This is a genomic window from Ruania alkalisoli (assembly GCF_014960965.1).
In the GTDB taxonomy this organism is placed as follows: Bacteria; Actinomycetota; Actinomycetes; order Actinomycetales; family Beutenbergiaceae; genus Ruania; species Ruania alkalisoli.
Window position 1 is genome coordinate 2,837,142 of sequence record NZ_CP063169.1, and the last position, 13,752, is coordinate 2,850,893.

Sequence of the window (13,752 nt, forward strand, 5' to 3'; positions counted from 1 at the left end):
GCTGCCATTGATCGCGCTCCTGGCCGCGATGTCCATGCTCGTCACCCTCACCGTGGCGGGGACGCTGACCTACCTGACGATCGCCTCCACCGCCGCGGTCAGGCAGGTGATGGAGCAGGCATCACCCGAGGCCGCCGGTGTGACGCTGCAAACCCGCCTCGCCGACGACGCCACGGGACAGGACGAGCTGCTGCACGAGACGGTGACCGGTCTGCTGCCGGCGGCCGTGGTGTACCGCTCGGTGTCGACGCCGGAGCTGGACGTTCAGGATGCCGGCTCGGGGACGGCCGTAGTGCTGGCTACGGATCAGCACGCCCGTGAAGGTGGTGAGCTGACGGCCGGCGCGTGGCCCGCCACACCCGGCGAGGGGGTACTTCACGCCGATGCTGCGCGAGCCGCCGGGTTGGAGGTCGGCGATACGTTCGCCGTCGGTGCGCAGGCGCTCCCGATTCGCATCACGGGGCTGTGGCAACCGGACGATCCAGCCGCGGCACGCTGGGCAGGTGACGTACTCACGGCCGAGGGTCTCGACCCGGTTCGCCCGCACACCGTCGGGCCGGTGTTCCTGCCAAGTCTGGATCTCGTCGACGTCACTCCCCTGGTGCGCTGGGTGATCACGCCGGCGCCCGACCTCGAGCCGGCCGATCTCGACGGGTGGCAGTCCGGTCTCGCCGAGCTGCGCGAGGTCGTCGACGAGACCGAGGTGCCCGTCCGCGGGCTCATCGTCGAGGGCTCGCTGGCCCAGACTGTGACCGACACCGCGAACGGTCTGATCGCGGTGCGCACGGCCGCCGCCGTCCCGTTGGTGATCGTGGGGGCGGTCTCCCTGGTGGCGCTCTGGCAGCTCGCCGGGCTGCTGGGACTGCTGCGTGCGCCGGAAAGTCGGCTGCTGCTGACCCGGGGCGCCTCCCGGCGCCAGTTGCGGACCGCCGCTCTCATCGAGTCCGCCGGGGTCACCGGTCTCGGCGCGGCCATCGGCACCGGGGTGACGCTCGCGCTCGCAGGAGATCGTGGCGATGACGCAACCGCAGTGGTGCTGCTGGTGGCAGCGGGGGTCTGCCTCGTGGTGACCGCGGTGCTCGTCACTGTGCAGCTGAGCGCCCTGACCATCCATGACGATGCGGCTGTCGTGAGTGGACGGCGCCGCCCGGTGCTGGCCGGCAGCGCTGTCATTTTGCTCATTGGAGCCGCGACGTTCAGCATGTGGCGGTTCGCGCGGAACGGGTCGGCGCTGGTTCCGGGGACGTCCCGGGTCGATCCCCTGGCCGTGAGCGCCCCTGCCTTGATGTTGCTGGCGGCCGCCTTGCTGGCACTCGCGCTGGCCGCCCCGCTCACCCGGGGGTGGGCGCGCTGGGCGAGCCGGCGCCCGGGATACTCCCCGGTCAGTGAAGCGCGCCAGGTGGCCCGTCACCTCCCGGTGCTCGCCGCGCCGGTGGTGCTGGTGATCCTGGCGAGCGCGGTCGCCACGATGGCGGCGGCGTACTCGGGCACCTCCGAGACGTTGCGCACAGTCTCGGCCGGGGTCGCCAGTGGTGCGGACGTCCGGGTCCGCCTCGCCGACAGTTCCGGAGACGAGACCGTCGGGGTGAGCCGGTACGCCGACCTCGACGGGGTCACCCAGGCCAGCGGGGTTCTCACCACCGCAGTGCGGCAGGAGGATTCGCCGGGCACGCTCACAGCCCTACCGGTCGCGCAGAGCAGTGTCATCGCGGCACCTGAAGCGCTCGTGAACCCGGTGGAGATCGCTGAGTCCCTCGCACCCCATCCGGATACTCTCGCCGGGCCGGAGGTCGCAGGCATCGTCGAGGGCAACCTGACCGTCTCGACGACCACGACCGGACCGGACATGTCGATGTTCGCCTACCCGTCGGCCCGTCAGGTCTGGCTCGAGCTCGTCCTCTGGAACGGTACGGAGGCGGTGACGGTGCGTTCCGAACGTGTCAGTGACACCCCTGATGACGGTGCCACGTCCACGGGTTCGGTCGGTATCGAGGTGCCCGACGGCGCGTGGCAGGTGGTGGCGCTTGACGTCCAGTTGGCGGCGCAGTTCGCGCAGACGCGGTACGAAGTCGAGGTGGCCGAGCTGCGCTCCGGTGATGTCGATCTCGGCGCGGCGCTCTCCTCGTGGGACCCGGCGACGCTCCCACTGGCCGGCGAGGGATCGATGCTCGCCGCGGACGCGCGGCCGTTGACGCTCACCGCCGAGGTCGGGCTCCTCTACAGCGGCGATTTCGTCCGCCCCGGCACGGTGACCGTCCGCGCGATGCCGCCACCGCCATCGGGCACCGGTGACGGCCTGCCTGTGCTGGTGACCCCCGGCTGGTCGCAGGCCATCCTCCCCTCCGGCGCGGACGTGACGATCGCGGGCACGCAGCTGCGGTTGCGCGCTGCCGGCGAGATCGCCGTGCTCCCGGGCTCCGTCAGCCATCCACGCGGCGTCCTTGCGGATCTGGCCGGTTTGCAGGAGGCACTGCTGCGCGGTGGCGGGTCGGCGCAACCGGTGAGCGAGGTCTGGCTGGCAGCGGGCGCCCCGGCGGAGGTCAAGGCTCCGGCGGCTGCACTGGCCGGCCCCCGCGCCGAGGTGACGACGGCGGATACGGCACGGGGGACGGACCCTGTCGCGGCCCCCGCACGCATCGTGTTCTGGCTGGCCGCTGCGGGGGCCTTGCTGCTGATGGTTCCCGCGGTGGCAGCGGTCGCCACAGCGCAGGCCACCGCCCGCCGCGGGGAGGTTGTGGTGCTGCGCGCCGTCGGGGTGGGTTCGGCACAGCAGGCCGCCTCCCGCCGCAGGGAGCTGCTGGCGGCTCAGCTGAGCGCTATCGCCGCCGGTGCGGTGGCCGGGCTGGGGACGGCAGCGCTGATGATGCCTGACTTGGTGCGCGCGACCACCCCGCAAGTCACCGCGGCCCTTCCGTTGCCGGTACGGCTGGACATGGCCGGTGGGGCGATCCTGCTGGCCGTCATCACGTCGGTGGTGGTCGCCGTCTCGTTCTGGTACGGACACCGGGTGCGCGCTCAGGTGCTCGACACCACGTGGCGGGAGGAGGTGCGATGAGGTCCCGTCTCCTTACACGGACGATCCGCAGTTCACTGGGCGCGACTCTGGCGCTGGCGCTGCTCGTCAGCCTGGTGACTGCATTGCTGACTGCCTGGCCACGCCTGGAACGGCAGACCTTCACCGCGGAGGTGAACCACTCCATCACCCAGACCCCGCCGACGGTACGGGCGCTGACCGCACAGGTTCCGAACTACCCGTTGACGGCGCAGGCCGGCCTGGCCGAGCTGCAACCGGCCGTGGAACGCACGCTGACCGAAGCCGGACCCGAACTGCGTTCGGCCGCCGGTGGTCCCCGCGTCTCCCTCACCACCGGCCCGGTGCCGATGACGATCCCTGGTGGCGGCACGGACGCCTTCTACGCGATGTCGGTGCGACTGCGCGTCGACCACGGCATCGACCCTTTCATCACCCTGGTGGAGGGAACCTCACCGGCACCGTCGGCCTGGGCGAGTATGGGCACACCGGAGGCGCCGGTGGAGGTGATGGTCGCCGTCGGGACGGCGGAGCGGATGGAGCTCGCCGTCGGCGACACCTTCACCGTTCCGGTGGGCTCAGACGGGTACGTCACCTCCCCCGAGGCGCGGACCGAGTTCGTGATCACGGGTCTCTTCGACGCTGTCGACCCTGATGCGGAGCAGTGGCAGCACCAGCTGAGCACGCTCAGCCCGCGCATCGACGCCGACCCCAACCAGGGCGAGGCCGCGACAGCCATCGTGTACCTGAATCCGGACTTCACGGGGCACATCCCGATGTTCGCGGACGCGGAGCTGTGGGTGCCCATCCATCCGGTGGCCGAGCGCGCGGCGGGGCTCCTGTCCGATCTGCGCGCGTTCACCGCCATCGACCGGCCGCTCGAGGTACGCGGACCCTATGACCAGCCGCGGGTCCGGTTCACCACCGAGCTCGACGAGGTGCTCGAAAGTGCGACCGGGCGGTGGCAGAGCACGTCGACGGTGCTGGCGATGGTCGCGGCGGGGCCGGTGGGCGTGGCGTTCGCGGTCCTGGCGCTGGGCGTACGGCTCCTGGTCGCCCGCCGCTCGACCGCTCTCGCTCTGGCTGCCGCCCGCGGTGGCGCCCCGCACCAGCTGCGGGCCGTGATGGCTGCCGAGGGGTTCGCGTTCAGTGTGCCGGCAGCGGCGATCGGGGCGGGTGCAGCCATCGCCGCCGTACCCGCACCACCGCTGACGACGGTGGAGCTGGCGAGCGACCTGCTGTTGCCGGCCGCCGTCGCACTGGCCCCACCGGTGCTGCTGGCGCTCCTGCCGCTGCCCCGGCTGCGTCCGCACCGGGCCGATCAGCGCCGTGGACGACGGTGGCGGTGGGTGGTCGAGGCGGTGGTGGTGGCCCTGACCGCCGCGGCGCTGTGGCTGGTCCTGGACCGCGGCACCGCGAGCACGGACAGTGGCAGCGGGACCGACCCGTTGGCCGTGACGGCACCGCTGCTGCTGGCGGTCACCGTCAGCATGGTGACCCTGCGGATCTTCCCGCTGGCGGCCAGGGCCGTGCACCGCACCGCCCGGCGAGGGCGTGGCCTGACGGCGTTCCTGGGGTCGGCACGCCTGGTGCGCTCGGGAGGGGCCGGCCTGGTGCCGCTGGTCGCGCTGGCGATCGGGGTGGCCATCGCAGTGCTGGCGACCACCATGCTCACCACCCTACGCGGCGGCGTGGACGACGGTGCCCGCGCAGCCGCGGGTGCCGATCTGCGCCTGACCGGCCCGCCGTTCACCGATGCCGATCTCGCCGCGGTCGCGGACCTGGCAGGGGTTGAGGCCCTGAGCGCCGTGACGACGATCTCCAGCGTTCCCCTGGTCGAGGATGACTCCAGCCGGCGGGTCACGGTCTACGCGGTCGACTCTGCCACGCTGGCACAGGTCCAGGACCAGGTGCCCGGCGCCGTCGAGCTCCCGGAGGGCTTCGACCGGGCCACCGCCGCGGGGGTGCCGGCGCTCGTGTGGTCCGGTCACGACGTGGACACCGGCGGCGAGGTGCGGCTGGCGATGAGCTCCTCGGTGGTGCTGGACGTGCGCGGTGAACCGGCCGCGGCATCCGGGATCGCGAACGCGCACCCGTGGGTGATGGTCGACCTGCACCTGCTGCGGGAGGCCACGGGCGAGAACCTCGTGCCACGGGACGTGCTGATCCAGCTGGCACCGGGCGCGGGACCGGGCGCGACCGACGCGGTGGAGCAATGGCTGGACGGCCGCGGCACGATCGCCTCACCCACTGAGGCGACTGCGGAGTTCCTCGCCTCACCCAGCGCGCGGTCCTTGCAGGCCGGCTTTCTCATCGCGCTGCTGGTCAGCCTGGTGCTGGCGTGCCTGGCCATCGTGCTGGGCCTTCTGCTCGCAGCGCCGGAGCGCCGCCACTTGCTCGGCGTGCTGCGCACCCTCGGAGTCAGCCGTCGCACGGAGGGCCGCCTGGTGGCATGGGAGAGCGTGCCACTGGTCGGCGCCGCGGTGCTGGCCGGAGCCGGCCTCGGGCTGGTGCTCCCGCACCTGGTGGCCGCCGCCGTGGACCTGCGCCCGTTCACCGGGTCAGCGACCCAGCCGGTGTTGCGCACCGACGTGCTGATGGTGCTCGGTGTCCTCGCCATCCTGACGATCGTGTTGACCCTCTGTGTGCTTCTAGCCGGCGCGATGGCGCGCCGGTTGTCGGTATCCGTGCTACGGATCGGAGAATGATGACTGCCCCACGCGCTGACGGCGCCACCATCGAATGCGAGGATCTCGTGCGGATCTATTCCGCCGAGGGTGTCGAGGTGCAGGCCCTGCAGGGTCTGACGCTGCACGTCGCCGCCGGCGACCTGGTCGCGCTCGTGGGCGCCTCCGGATCGGGCAAGTCCACGCTGCTGACGATCCTGTCTGGCCTGGACACCCCGACGGCGGGACGCGCCCGGGTCGGTGGGACCGACCTGCTGACGATGGGCCGGGCCGAGCGGGTCCGCTACCAACGGCACACCGTGGGCTTCGTCTGGCAGCAGACCTCCCGCAACCTGCTGCCCTATCTGAACGGGCTCGAGAATGTGTGTATGCCGATGGCGCTGGCCGGCGCCGTGGACGAGGCCCATGCCGGCCGGCTGCTGGAGCTGCTGGGGGTCGCCCACTGCGCTGGGAAGCGGCCTGAGCAGATGTCCGGTGGCGAACAGCAACGGGTCGCGATCGCGGTTGCATCGGCGAACTCCCCGGCCGTGCTGCTCGCGGACGAGCCGACCGGGGAGCTGGACGAGCACACCAGCGCCGAGGTGCTCGAGGCCTTCCGCCACGTCAACGCCGAGCTCGGGGTGACGGTGCTGATCGTCACCCACGATCCGACGGTCTCCGAGCACGTGCGGCGCACGGTGCAGATCCGTGATGGCCGGACCTCGACCGAGGTGCTGCGCCGCCGGGAGACGGACCACACCGGCACCGAACGGCATGTGGCGGAAGAGTTCGCTGTGCTCGACCGGGTCGGCCGGATGCAGCTGCCGCAGGACTTCGTGGCCGCGCTGGACCTCAAGGACCGGGTGCGGCTCGCCCTGGAGACCGATCACGTCGGTGTCTGGCGCGACGGAGTGCGACCCATTCCACACGAGGAGACGGAGGAGCGATGACGACTCTGGCCGCGCGCGCACTGACCCGCACCTACAGCTCGGCGTCGGGCGATGTTCATGCCCTCGTCGATGCCGATCTCGCGGTGCACGACGGAGAGCTTCTGGTGGTGACCGGACCTTCCGGGTCGGGCAAGACCACCCTGCTGAACCTGCTCGGCGGACTGGACCGGCCGACGTCGGGCGCGGTGTTCCTGGACGAGACCGAGCTCAGCGCTCTCGCGGAGAAGGAGGCCCTGCGACTGCGGCAGGAAACCCTGGCGTTCGTGTTCCAGTCCTTCGGGCTGGTCCCGGTGCTCTCGGCGGCTGAGAATGTGGAGGTTCCGTTGCGGGTGCAGCGCATCGCAGCCGCCGAGCGCGACGAGCGAGTGGCCGCCGCACTCGAGGCGGTCGGGCTGACGCCGCACGCCAACCAGCGCCCGCACGAACTCTCCGGAGGGCAACAGCAGCGAGTGGGGATCGCCCGCGCCCTGGTCACCGACCCTCAGGTGCTCATCGCCGATGAGCCGACCGGGCAGCTCGACTCCGCGACGGCCGGGACGATCATGGACCTGCTGGCCGAGCTGACCGGCCAGCGCGGGATCGCCGCCATCGTCTCCACGCACGACCCGCTGCTGATAGACCGTGCAGACCGGGTGGTGCAGCTGCACGACGGTCACCTCACCGCCGCGTCAACGGTGCGAGGGTAACGTCGGGGCGTGACTGTACGCCCCGACACCACCGTCCTGACGATCGCCGCTGTGTGCTTCGTCCGCCCCCACCCCGATGCAGACGGCCGCGAGCTGCTGACCGTCCGCAAGCAGGGAACCCGCCGGTTCATGCTCCCGGGTGGCAAGGTCGACCCTGGCGAGACTGCTGCCCAGGCGGCCGTCCGGGAGGTGGCCGAGGAGCTGGGCCTGACGCTGCCCGAGTCGGCGCTGACGTTGCTCGGCACCTACGACGAGGCCGCAGCGAACGAGGCCGACACCCGGGTGGCAGCCTCGGTGTACACCGCGGCACTGCCCGGGGAGCCGGCGGCGGCTGCGGAGATCGCCGAGCTGCGGTGGACGTCGCTGGCTGATCCGCCCGCCGATCTGGCGCCGCTGCTGGCGCGGCACGTCCTTCCCGCTCTCATCCGGGGCTGAGCGCTCGCGCGGAACACCTGCTGCAACTTGTGGGTTGCATGCCGGACGTCACACCGCTACGGTGGGTGCAACCCTATAGTTGCAATCATAGTTCACAGGAGCTCTCATGCCCGACCAGTCACGGACGACCGAACCGGCCGATGCCGCTGTCGCCGACCTCGACGCCGGCACCATCACCCGGACCATCACCATCGCCGCCCCACGCGATCGCGTCTGGGAGGCTCTGGCCACGCCCGAGCACATCGAGACCTGGTGGGGACACCCCTCGACGTTCCCGGACGGGTGGCGCGCCGGGTCCGTCGGCTCGTTCTCCTGGCAGGGCACGCCCTACCCCGTACGCCTGGACGTCCTCGACCCGCCGGCCGAGTTGGTCCTCACCTGGGGAGACCTGAACGGTGAGCTCGATGAGACATCCACGACCGTGCACTTCACGTTGGAGGCCCACGACGGCGGAACGCGCCTGACCGTGCTCGAGTCCGGTTTCCTCAACAAGCCCGCCGCAGCCCGCCGAGCCGCGATGGAGGAGAACACGAGCGGCTGGAACGCCGTGCTGGACTGGCTGGCAGAGTTCGTCACCACGGGGCAGGCACCCCAGCACGAGGGTCAGCCGTGACGGTGAACAACGTCCCCACGGAAATCACGACGTTGTGCGCCGCACTCGCCGAGGGGACTCGCTGGGAGATCCTCACCGCATTGGGGTCGGAGGACCTCTCGGCCAGTGATCTCGCCCGCGCGCTGCCGGTGAGCCGGCAGGCGATCGCCAAGCACCTGCAGGTGCTGGAGTCGGTCGGCCTCGTCGAGAGAACCAGCCCGGTCCCCGAATCGACGTCGGGATCCGTGCGCTATCACGCCGTGGGCGCCCCGCTCGCCCGCCTGGCCGCCCAACTCGAGACGATCGGCCGAGGGTGGGACCGTCGTCTGGCGACGATCAAACAGATCGCGGAGTCCTAAGAGGTCGCCCGGAATCGCATCACGGCGACCACGGCAGCGATCGCGGCAGCCGGGACGTAGAACATCCCGATCGAGAAGAGCGAGATCATCACAAGCCCCGCCAGCACAGCGGCGCAGCCGATCGACACCGCCCCGGCGTGTGGCCCCCGAACGACGGCGATCACTCCGGTGAGCAGCACCGGAACCGTCAGGTGGACCAGGGTGACCGGCCCGTTGACTTCCAGCAGCGTCGCCACCGTCTGCCTGGTGCCATCAGTGCCCGTGACCAGACCGCCGTGAACCGGGCGGACGAGCAGTGCGACGGAGGAGATCAGGGCCAGCAGCACGGGCACCGCCCGGAAGGCGTGCAGCCATCGCACCTGGCCCGAACGCCTCGCATGGCCGGCCGGAAACTGTGGATCGTGCGCTACGGCGCCCATGGTCCCATCATCACCCTGACACCGGCCGCGCGCGAGTGCGCAGCCAACCAGTGCCTCTACCTCGCACGCACTGATGGTGTCGACTTCGACCTGGCGGACGAGCTCTGACCTCGATACCGGAACCACGCCCAGACCGCCACCGAGGCCAACCCGAAGGCACCGAACGCCGCGCACCACACCAGCGCTGCACCGGTCGCCTCCTGCCACGAGCCCGGTAGCGGTGCCACCGCGAGGAGGAACACGACGATGACCGCTGCGTACAGGCCCACCCATACCCGGCGGGACCATCGCACGATCCGTTGCCCGTCGAGGAAGGTCATCGGTAGGAGCGCCACCACGCAATAGCCGATCACCCCGGTGAGCAGGGTGGTCAGGTACTCACGCAGCAACTCCGTCCCGAACCCTGTGGATGCTGAGGCGATCATGCCGTACCCGAGCCAGGCCAGTGCGCCGACGGCGATGAAGGTGCCACAGACGGCAGCGGACAGCTTGCCGCGCTGCTGCCTGGTCAGCGAACCGGCGAATGTCGTCATGATCAGCACGCCGAAGATGATCGCCGGCTGGAGGCCGAACAGTCGTGAGACCAGTGCGCTTGCGGCAGTCAGCAGAATGAAGCCGGGCATCAGAGTGAGCCGCGGGTGCGCCTCGTACCGCGTGCCGAGCCACCAGCCGAGCGCGACGCCGAGGCCGTTCGTCGTGGCAAAGGCGAGGAACATGGCCAGCCAGAGCCGGGCCATGACCCCCGCACCACCGGAGTCTCCCTTCGCGAGTACGGCCACCAGTGCGCCCGCAGCGAGTACCGCGCCCGCAACCGCCCACCCCGGGAGGGTGACCCTGTCGAGCCACCGAGCTCCTCTCCGGCGCCACCCGGCGAGGAAGGCGAACGCCTGGGTGTAGTTGCTGCGGAGCGTCGCGTGCAGGAGCTCCGAGGGCAGGGCCCCCAGCAGGAGGAACCCGGCGGCGGTCAGGGCCGCCCCACCGAGGACGACTGGCTCAGTCACAACCTCCGACGCGGTGGTCAACGCGTGACCGTAGGTGGACGGCGGAGGCGGGCCGGCACCAGGAGGTCCGGTAGCGGTCGTCTGCCCCGCAGCCATCCCCGCCGCACCGCCACTATCGGGCGGCGGCGGAGCTGACTCATCGTCACCGGGATCCTGCGACGGCTGTGGGTCCGGGACGGCGTCGGGAGTCGGCGTGGGGGTGGGCGCGGGCGGTGACTCCGGCACGGCCACAGGCGGTGCCACGGGGCCCGCAGGCGATGGTGGAGGCGAGGGCGCCGGTGAGGTACTGGGCTGTGGGGAGGGCGAGGGCTGTGGGCCGGGACTGGGATCAGGTGAGGGACTGGGATCGGGCGAAGGGTCCGCCGTCGGCTCTGGATCAGGAGTGGGCTCAGGCTCGGGCTCCGGTTCCGACTGTTCGACGAAGATCCACCTGAATCCCGAGGCGATCGGGTACTCGGTCCCTGCCGGGTCTCCGTCGATCGGGACGTGCCGGACGCTGTAGACGTGTGCGCCGGCATCGAGACTGCTGGTGTCGACGTCGCACGACCACTGTGGCTGCGACCAGGCGAGGTCGGTGCAGACCGGCTCGGCACCGTCCGGAACCGTTGCGGACACCAACTGGTCGTCGTAGACCTCGACCCCCATCCCCTCGAATCGTGTGCCGCCGAGCGCGACCCGCTCACCGTCGGAGTCGACGTTGCGGGAGTCGACCTCGGGTGAGCCCAGCGTGCGCAGGATGCCGAGCGACGCCATCGCCTCAGTGTCACTCGCGCCCGGGACGACCATCTCGGCCATCAACCCGTACAACGTCGGCATCGGTCCCTGATCCCGGGCGTCGTACCGGCACGTCCATCGGTCCTGGTCCGGCTCGTACGTCCAGGACTCGCAGATCGTCACCGTGCTCCCGTCGAGCGCGATGCCCGAGACGCGGACGAAGAACTCCTGCACCGCGCTGGCATCACCGGTGAATGAGTACGTGGGGCGTGAGCCCGGGTCCGAGGGCAGCACGAAGTAGTCGCCCCACGGCCCTTGGACCGCATAGTCAGGGACATCCGCTGTCAGCGACGGCTCGTCCGGTGTCTGGGCCTGCGCGGGGACGGTCGACGAGACAGCCACCGTGGTTCCCAGCACCAGGCAGGCGATGGCGAGCAGTGCCACACGGCACACCTGCGCCCATCGTTCCATCAGCGCCTCCCCCGAGGTCCGGACCAGTCCACACGACGGTACCGGCCACCTCATGGACGCAATCGGCCGATGGCCTACAGTGGCCACACATGGGCCGGCGACCAGCGTTCAACGATGGGGGGCCACATGGCGCTCTCTGAAGAACTGACCCGCCTGTTGGCAGCGGCGTTATCGATCCGAGCCCCTGACGCCGCGCACCTGGCTGAGGTGACCGGGCAGAAGCTGGAGGACGTCTCGGCGTGTCTGGATGCCCTCCGCCGGCGGGGTTTCCTCGATCTCGCCGACGGGTCGGTCACCTATCGTCGGCCCGAAGTGCCGGTCAGCCAGGAGGTCGGCCAGGATCTGCAGTCGATGATCAGAACGCTCCAGCAGACCACTGCGGGACTGAATACGACCCTCGGCACGCTCCCGCAGCTCATGCAGGCGTGGGAGGTCGGCGGTGCCGATGAGCGCACGATCGCCGCTGACGTCGCCCGCGGCCCGGATGCGGCGGCAGAGGCGTGGCTCCTCCACTTCACACGAGACACGCCCACCTGGTGTGATCTGTGTCTGCCGGACGTCGCCCGTGTCCTGGCACAGCGCCCCACCGAGCGTCCCGTGGCGGACTGGACCAGCATCGCCATGGCCGACCTGCGCATCCGGCTGGTGGTGAGCCGGGCAGACACCAACGACAAGCGGATACGCCCCGCGCTCGAGCGGATGCTCGAACAGGGCGCCGAGGTCCGCTCCCACCCGGATCCGCCCAGCATGTTCTGGGTGTCCGACCACGCCGTGGCGGGCTTGCCGGCGACGTGGGGTGAGCCCTGGCCGTCACGGGTGGTGACGGTGCGCTCGGCTCCTGTCGCCGAGAGTGTGGCGGCGCTGTTCGCGACAACCTGGCACGCCGCCACTCCCCTCTCACGAGAGCAACGATCCTGGGATCCGATGCTCGCACTGATGAACCAGGGAATGACGATGGAGGCAGCGGCCGCGCGGTTGGGGATGGCGCAGCGGACCGCTCGCCGCCGCGTGGCCGATGCCATGGCGTACTTCGGCGTCTCCAGCCACTTCGCCCTCGGCGCCGCCTGGGGTCGGGCGCGGGCGGAGGACGACCGGGAGTAGCGCGCGATTCTCAGGCCGGCGGCTGTGCCTCCGCCGCTGCTGTGGCCGCGGCCGGGAGCGCGTCGAGAATGCGCTGCACCGCCACGTCGTCGTGCGCTGCCGAGACGAACCACGCCTCGAAGGCCGAGGGCGGAAGGCTCACCCCGGCCTCGAGCATCGCGCGGAAGAACGGCGGATAGCGCCAGGACTGGGACGCCTGCACCTCGGCGTAGTTCCTGGGGCCCGCGCCCGCCCACCCGCAGTCGGCGGCAGATCCGAAGGCGAACGAGAACAGCGTCCCGGCTCGTTGCACGGCCACGGGCACACCTACGGCCGCGAGCGCCTGCTCCACCGCTGCCGACACCACATCGGCCACGTGCTGCACCCGGGCGTAGACGGCCTCATCGGCGAGCCGCAGTGTGGCGAGCCCGGCGGCCACGGCCACCGGGTTGCCGGAGAGAGTCCCCGCCTGATACACGGGCCCGGTGGGGGCCAGCGCCCGCATCACCTCGGCCCGTCCGGCCAGGGCAGCGACCGGCATCCCGCCGCCGATGACCTTGCCGAAGGCGAGCAGGTCCGGCGTCCAGTCGCCCTCGACGCCCCACCAGCCGGCAGATCCGGCCCGGAACCCGGTGAGCACCTCATCGGCGATGAACAGCGCACCGTTCGCGCGTGCATACTCCGCCACCGCGGCGTTGAACCCCGGCTCGGGTGCCACCACTCCCATGTTCGCGGCGGCGGCCTCGGTGATCACGGCCGCGATCTGCCCCGGGTGGGCAGCGAATGCGGCACGCACAGCGTCGAGGTCGTTGTAGGGCAGCACGATGGTCTGCGCGGCGAACGCGGCCGGCACGCCGGCCGAGCCTGGTAGGGAGAGGGTCGCGACGCCGGAGCCTGCGTCGGCGAGCAGGCCGTCGGAGTGCCCGTGGTAGTGCCCGGCGAACTTGATGACCAGGTCCCGGCCGGTCACCCCACGAGCCAGGCGCAGCGCCGTCATGGTCGCCTCGGTACCTGTGGAGACCAGCCGGACCAGTTCCGCGACCGGCACCCGGTCCCGGATGGTCTCGGCCAGCTCGACCTCGGCGAGGGTCGGTGCCCCGAACGACAACCCGCGTGCGGCAGCCTCCTGCACGGCGGCCACCACCTGCGGGTGGGCGTGCCCGAGGATCGCCGGCCCCCAGGAGCCCACCAGGTCGACGTACTCGCTCTCGCCGGAGTAGACGTAAGGCCCGGCGGCGCGGTCGAGGAAGACCGGGTCACCGCCGACGCTCGCGAACGCCCGCACCGGTGAGTTCACGCCACCGGGGATCACACCGGCGGCACGGTCAAACACGGACGTCATCACAGG

General features: G+C 71.1%; 11 protein-coding genes. 8 read left to right on the forward strand and 3 right to left on the reverse strand.

The features are described 5' to 3' along the window. Nucleotides 1-28 precede the first annotated feature (28 nt). The 7 genes from IM660_RS12655 to IM660_RS12685 all read left to right on the forward strand — a co-directional run bounded on the left by IM660_RS12655 (nucleotide 29) and on the right by IM660_RS12685 (nucleotide 8,719). A complete protein-coding gene (locus IM660_RS12655; RefSeq protein ID WP_193495967.1) occupies nucleotides 29-3,055 on the forward strand; it encodes a hypothetical protein in 3,027 nt (1,008 codons plus the stop codon). Beyond that, nucleotides 3,052-5,739, forward strand: a complete 2,688-nt coding sequence (locus IM660_RS12660; protein ID WP_193495969.1) for an ABC transporter permease — start codon at nucleotides 3,052-3,054, stop codon at nucleotides 5,737-5,739. The genes IM660_RS12655 and IM660_RS12660 overlap by 4 nt, the downstream gene beginning before the upstream one ends. Continuing rightward, nucleotides 5,736-6,647, forward strand: a complete 912-nt coding sequence (locus tag IM660_RS12665) for an ABC transporter ATP-binding protein (RefSeq protein WP_193495971.1) — start codon at nucleotides 5,736-5,738, stop codon at nucleotides 6,645-6,647. The genes IM660_RS12660 and IM660_RS12665 overlap by 4 nt, the downstream gene beginning before the upstream one ends. Next, nucleotides 6,644-7,333: an ABC transporter ATP-binding protein gene (locus tag IM660_RS12670; RefSeq protein WP_193495973.1), complete on the forward strand. Its 690-nt coding sequence runs from the start codon at nucleotides 6,644-6,646 to the stop codon at nucleotides 7,331-7,333. The genes IM660_RS12665 and IM660_RS12670 overlap by 4 nt, the downstream gene beginning before the upstream one ends. Before the next feature lie 9 nt (nucleotides 7,334-7,342). Continuing rightward, nucleotides 7,343-7,768 (forward strand): NUDIX hydrolase, encoded by a 426-nt coding sequence (locus IM660_RS12675; protein ID WP_193495975.1) that lies wholly within the window; start codon nucleotides 7,343-7,345, stop codon nucleotides 7,766-7,768. A gap of 106 nt (nucleotides 7,769-7,874) precedes the next feature. Continuing rightward, nucleotides 7,875-8,381 (forward strand): SRPBCC domain-containing protein, encoded by a 507-nt coding sequence (locus IM660_RS12680; protein ID WP_193495976.1) that lies wholly within the window; start codon nucleotides 7,875-7,877, stop codon nucleotides 8,379-8,381. Continuing rightward, nucleotides 8,378-8,719: an ArsR/SmtB family transcription factor gene (locus IM660_RS12685; RefSeq protein ID WP_246464939.1), complete on the forward strand. Its 342-nt coding sequence runs from the start codon at nucleotides 8,378-8,380 to the stop codon at nucleotides 8,717-8,719. Before IM660_RS12680 ends, IM660_RS12685 begins: the two co-directional genes overlap by 4 nt. Here the strand turns inward: IM660_RS12685 and IM660_RS12690 are convergent. Continuing rightward, complete coding sequence (locus IM660_RS12690; RefSeq protein WP_193495978.1) at nucleotides 8,716-9,138, reverse strand: hypothetical protein; 423 nt, start codon at nucleotides 9,136-9,138, stop codon at nucleotides 8,716-8,718. The two genes, IM660_RS12685 and IM660_RS12690, sit on opposite strands and share 4 nt — an antisense overlap. 56 nt (nucleotides 9,139-9,194) lie before the next feature. Beyond that, complete coding sequence (locus tag IM660_RS12695) at nucleotides 9,195-11,324, reverse strand: hypothetical protein (RefSeq protein ID WP_193495980.1); 2,130 nt, start codon at nucleotides 11,322-11,324, stop codon at nucleotides 9,195-9,197. A 114-nt stretch (nucleotides 11,325-11,438) separates the two neighbouring features. Here IM660_RS12695 and IM660_RS12700 point away from each other — a divergent pair, with 114 nt between their 5' ends. Continuing rightward, nucleotides 11,439-12,425 (forward strand): helix-turn-helix transcriptional regulator, encoded by a 987-nt coding sequence (locus IM660_RS12700; RefSeq protein WP_193495982.1) that lies wholly within the window; start codon nucleotides 11,439-11,441, stop codon nucleotides 12,423-12,425. A gap of 10 nt (nucleotides 12,426-12,435) precedes the next feature. Here the strand turns inward: IM660_RS12700 and IM660_RS12705 are convergent, their stop codons facing one another. Next, entirely contained in the window at nucleotides 12,436-13,746 is a 1,311-nt protein-coding gene (locus IM660_RS12705; RefSeq protein WP_193495983.1) for a glutamate-1-semialdehyde 2,1-aminomutase, read from the reverse strand. Nucleotides 13,747-13,752 lie beyond the last annotated feature (6 nt).

Coding starts and splice junctions, on each gene's coding strand:
- IM660_RS12690 (WP_193495978.1), bottom strand. CDS start 9,138: ATGGGCGCCGTAGCGCACGATCCACAGTTTCCGGCCGGCCATGCGAGG.
- IM660_RS12695 (WP_193495980.1), bottom strand. CDS start 11,324: ATGGAACGATGGGCGCAGGTGTGCCGTGTGGCACTGCTCGCCATCGCC.
- IM660_RS12655 (WP_193495967.1), top strand. CDS start 29: ATGTCCATGCTCGTCACCCTCACCGTGGCGGGGACGCTGACCTACCTG.
- IM660_RS12660 (WP_193495969.1), top strand. CDS start 3,052: ATGAGGTCCCGTCTCCTTACACGGACGATCCGCAGTTCACTGGGCGCG.
- IM660_RS12670 (WP_193495973.1), top strand. CDS start 6,644: ATGACGACTCTGGCCGCGCGCGCACTGACCCGCACCTACAGCTCGGCG.
- IM660_RS12680 (WP_193495976.1), top strand. CDS start 7,875: ATGCCCGACCAGTCACGGACGACCGAACCGGCCGATGCCGCTGTCGCC.
- IM660_RS12705 (WP_193495983.1), bottom strand. CDS start 13,746: ATGACGTCCGTGTTTGACCGTGCCGCCGGTGTGATCCCCGGTGGCGTG.
- IM660_RS12700 (WP_193495982.1), top strand. CDS start 11,439: ATGGGGGGCCACATGGCGCTCTCTGAAGAACTGACCCGCCTGTTGGCA.
- IM660_RS12665 (WP_193495971.1), top strand. CDS start 5,736: ATGATGACTGCCCCACGCGCTGACGGCGCCACCATCGAATGCGAGGAT.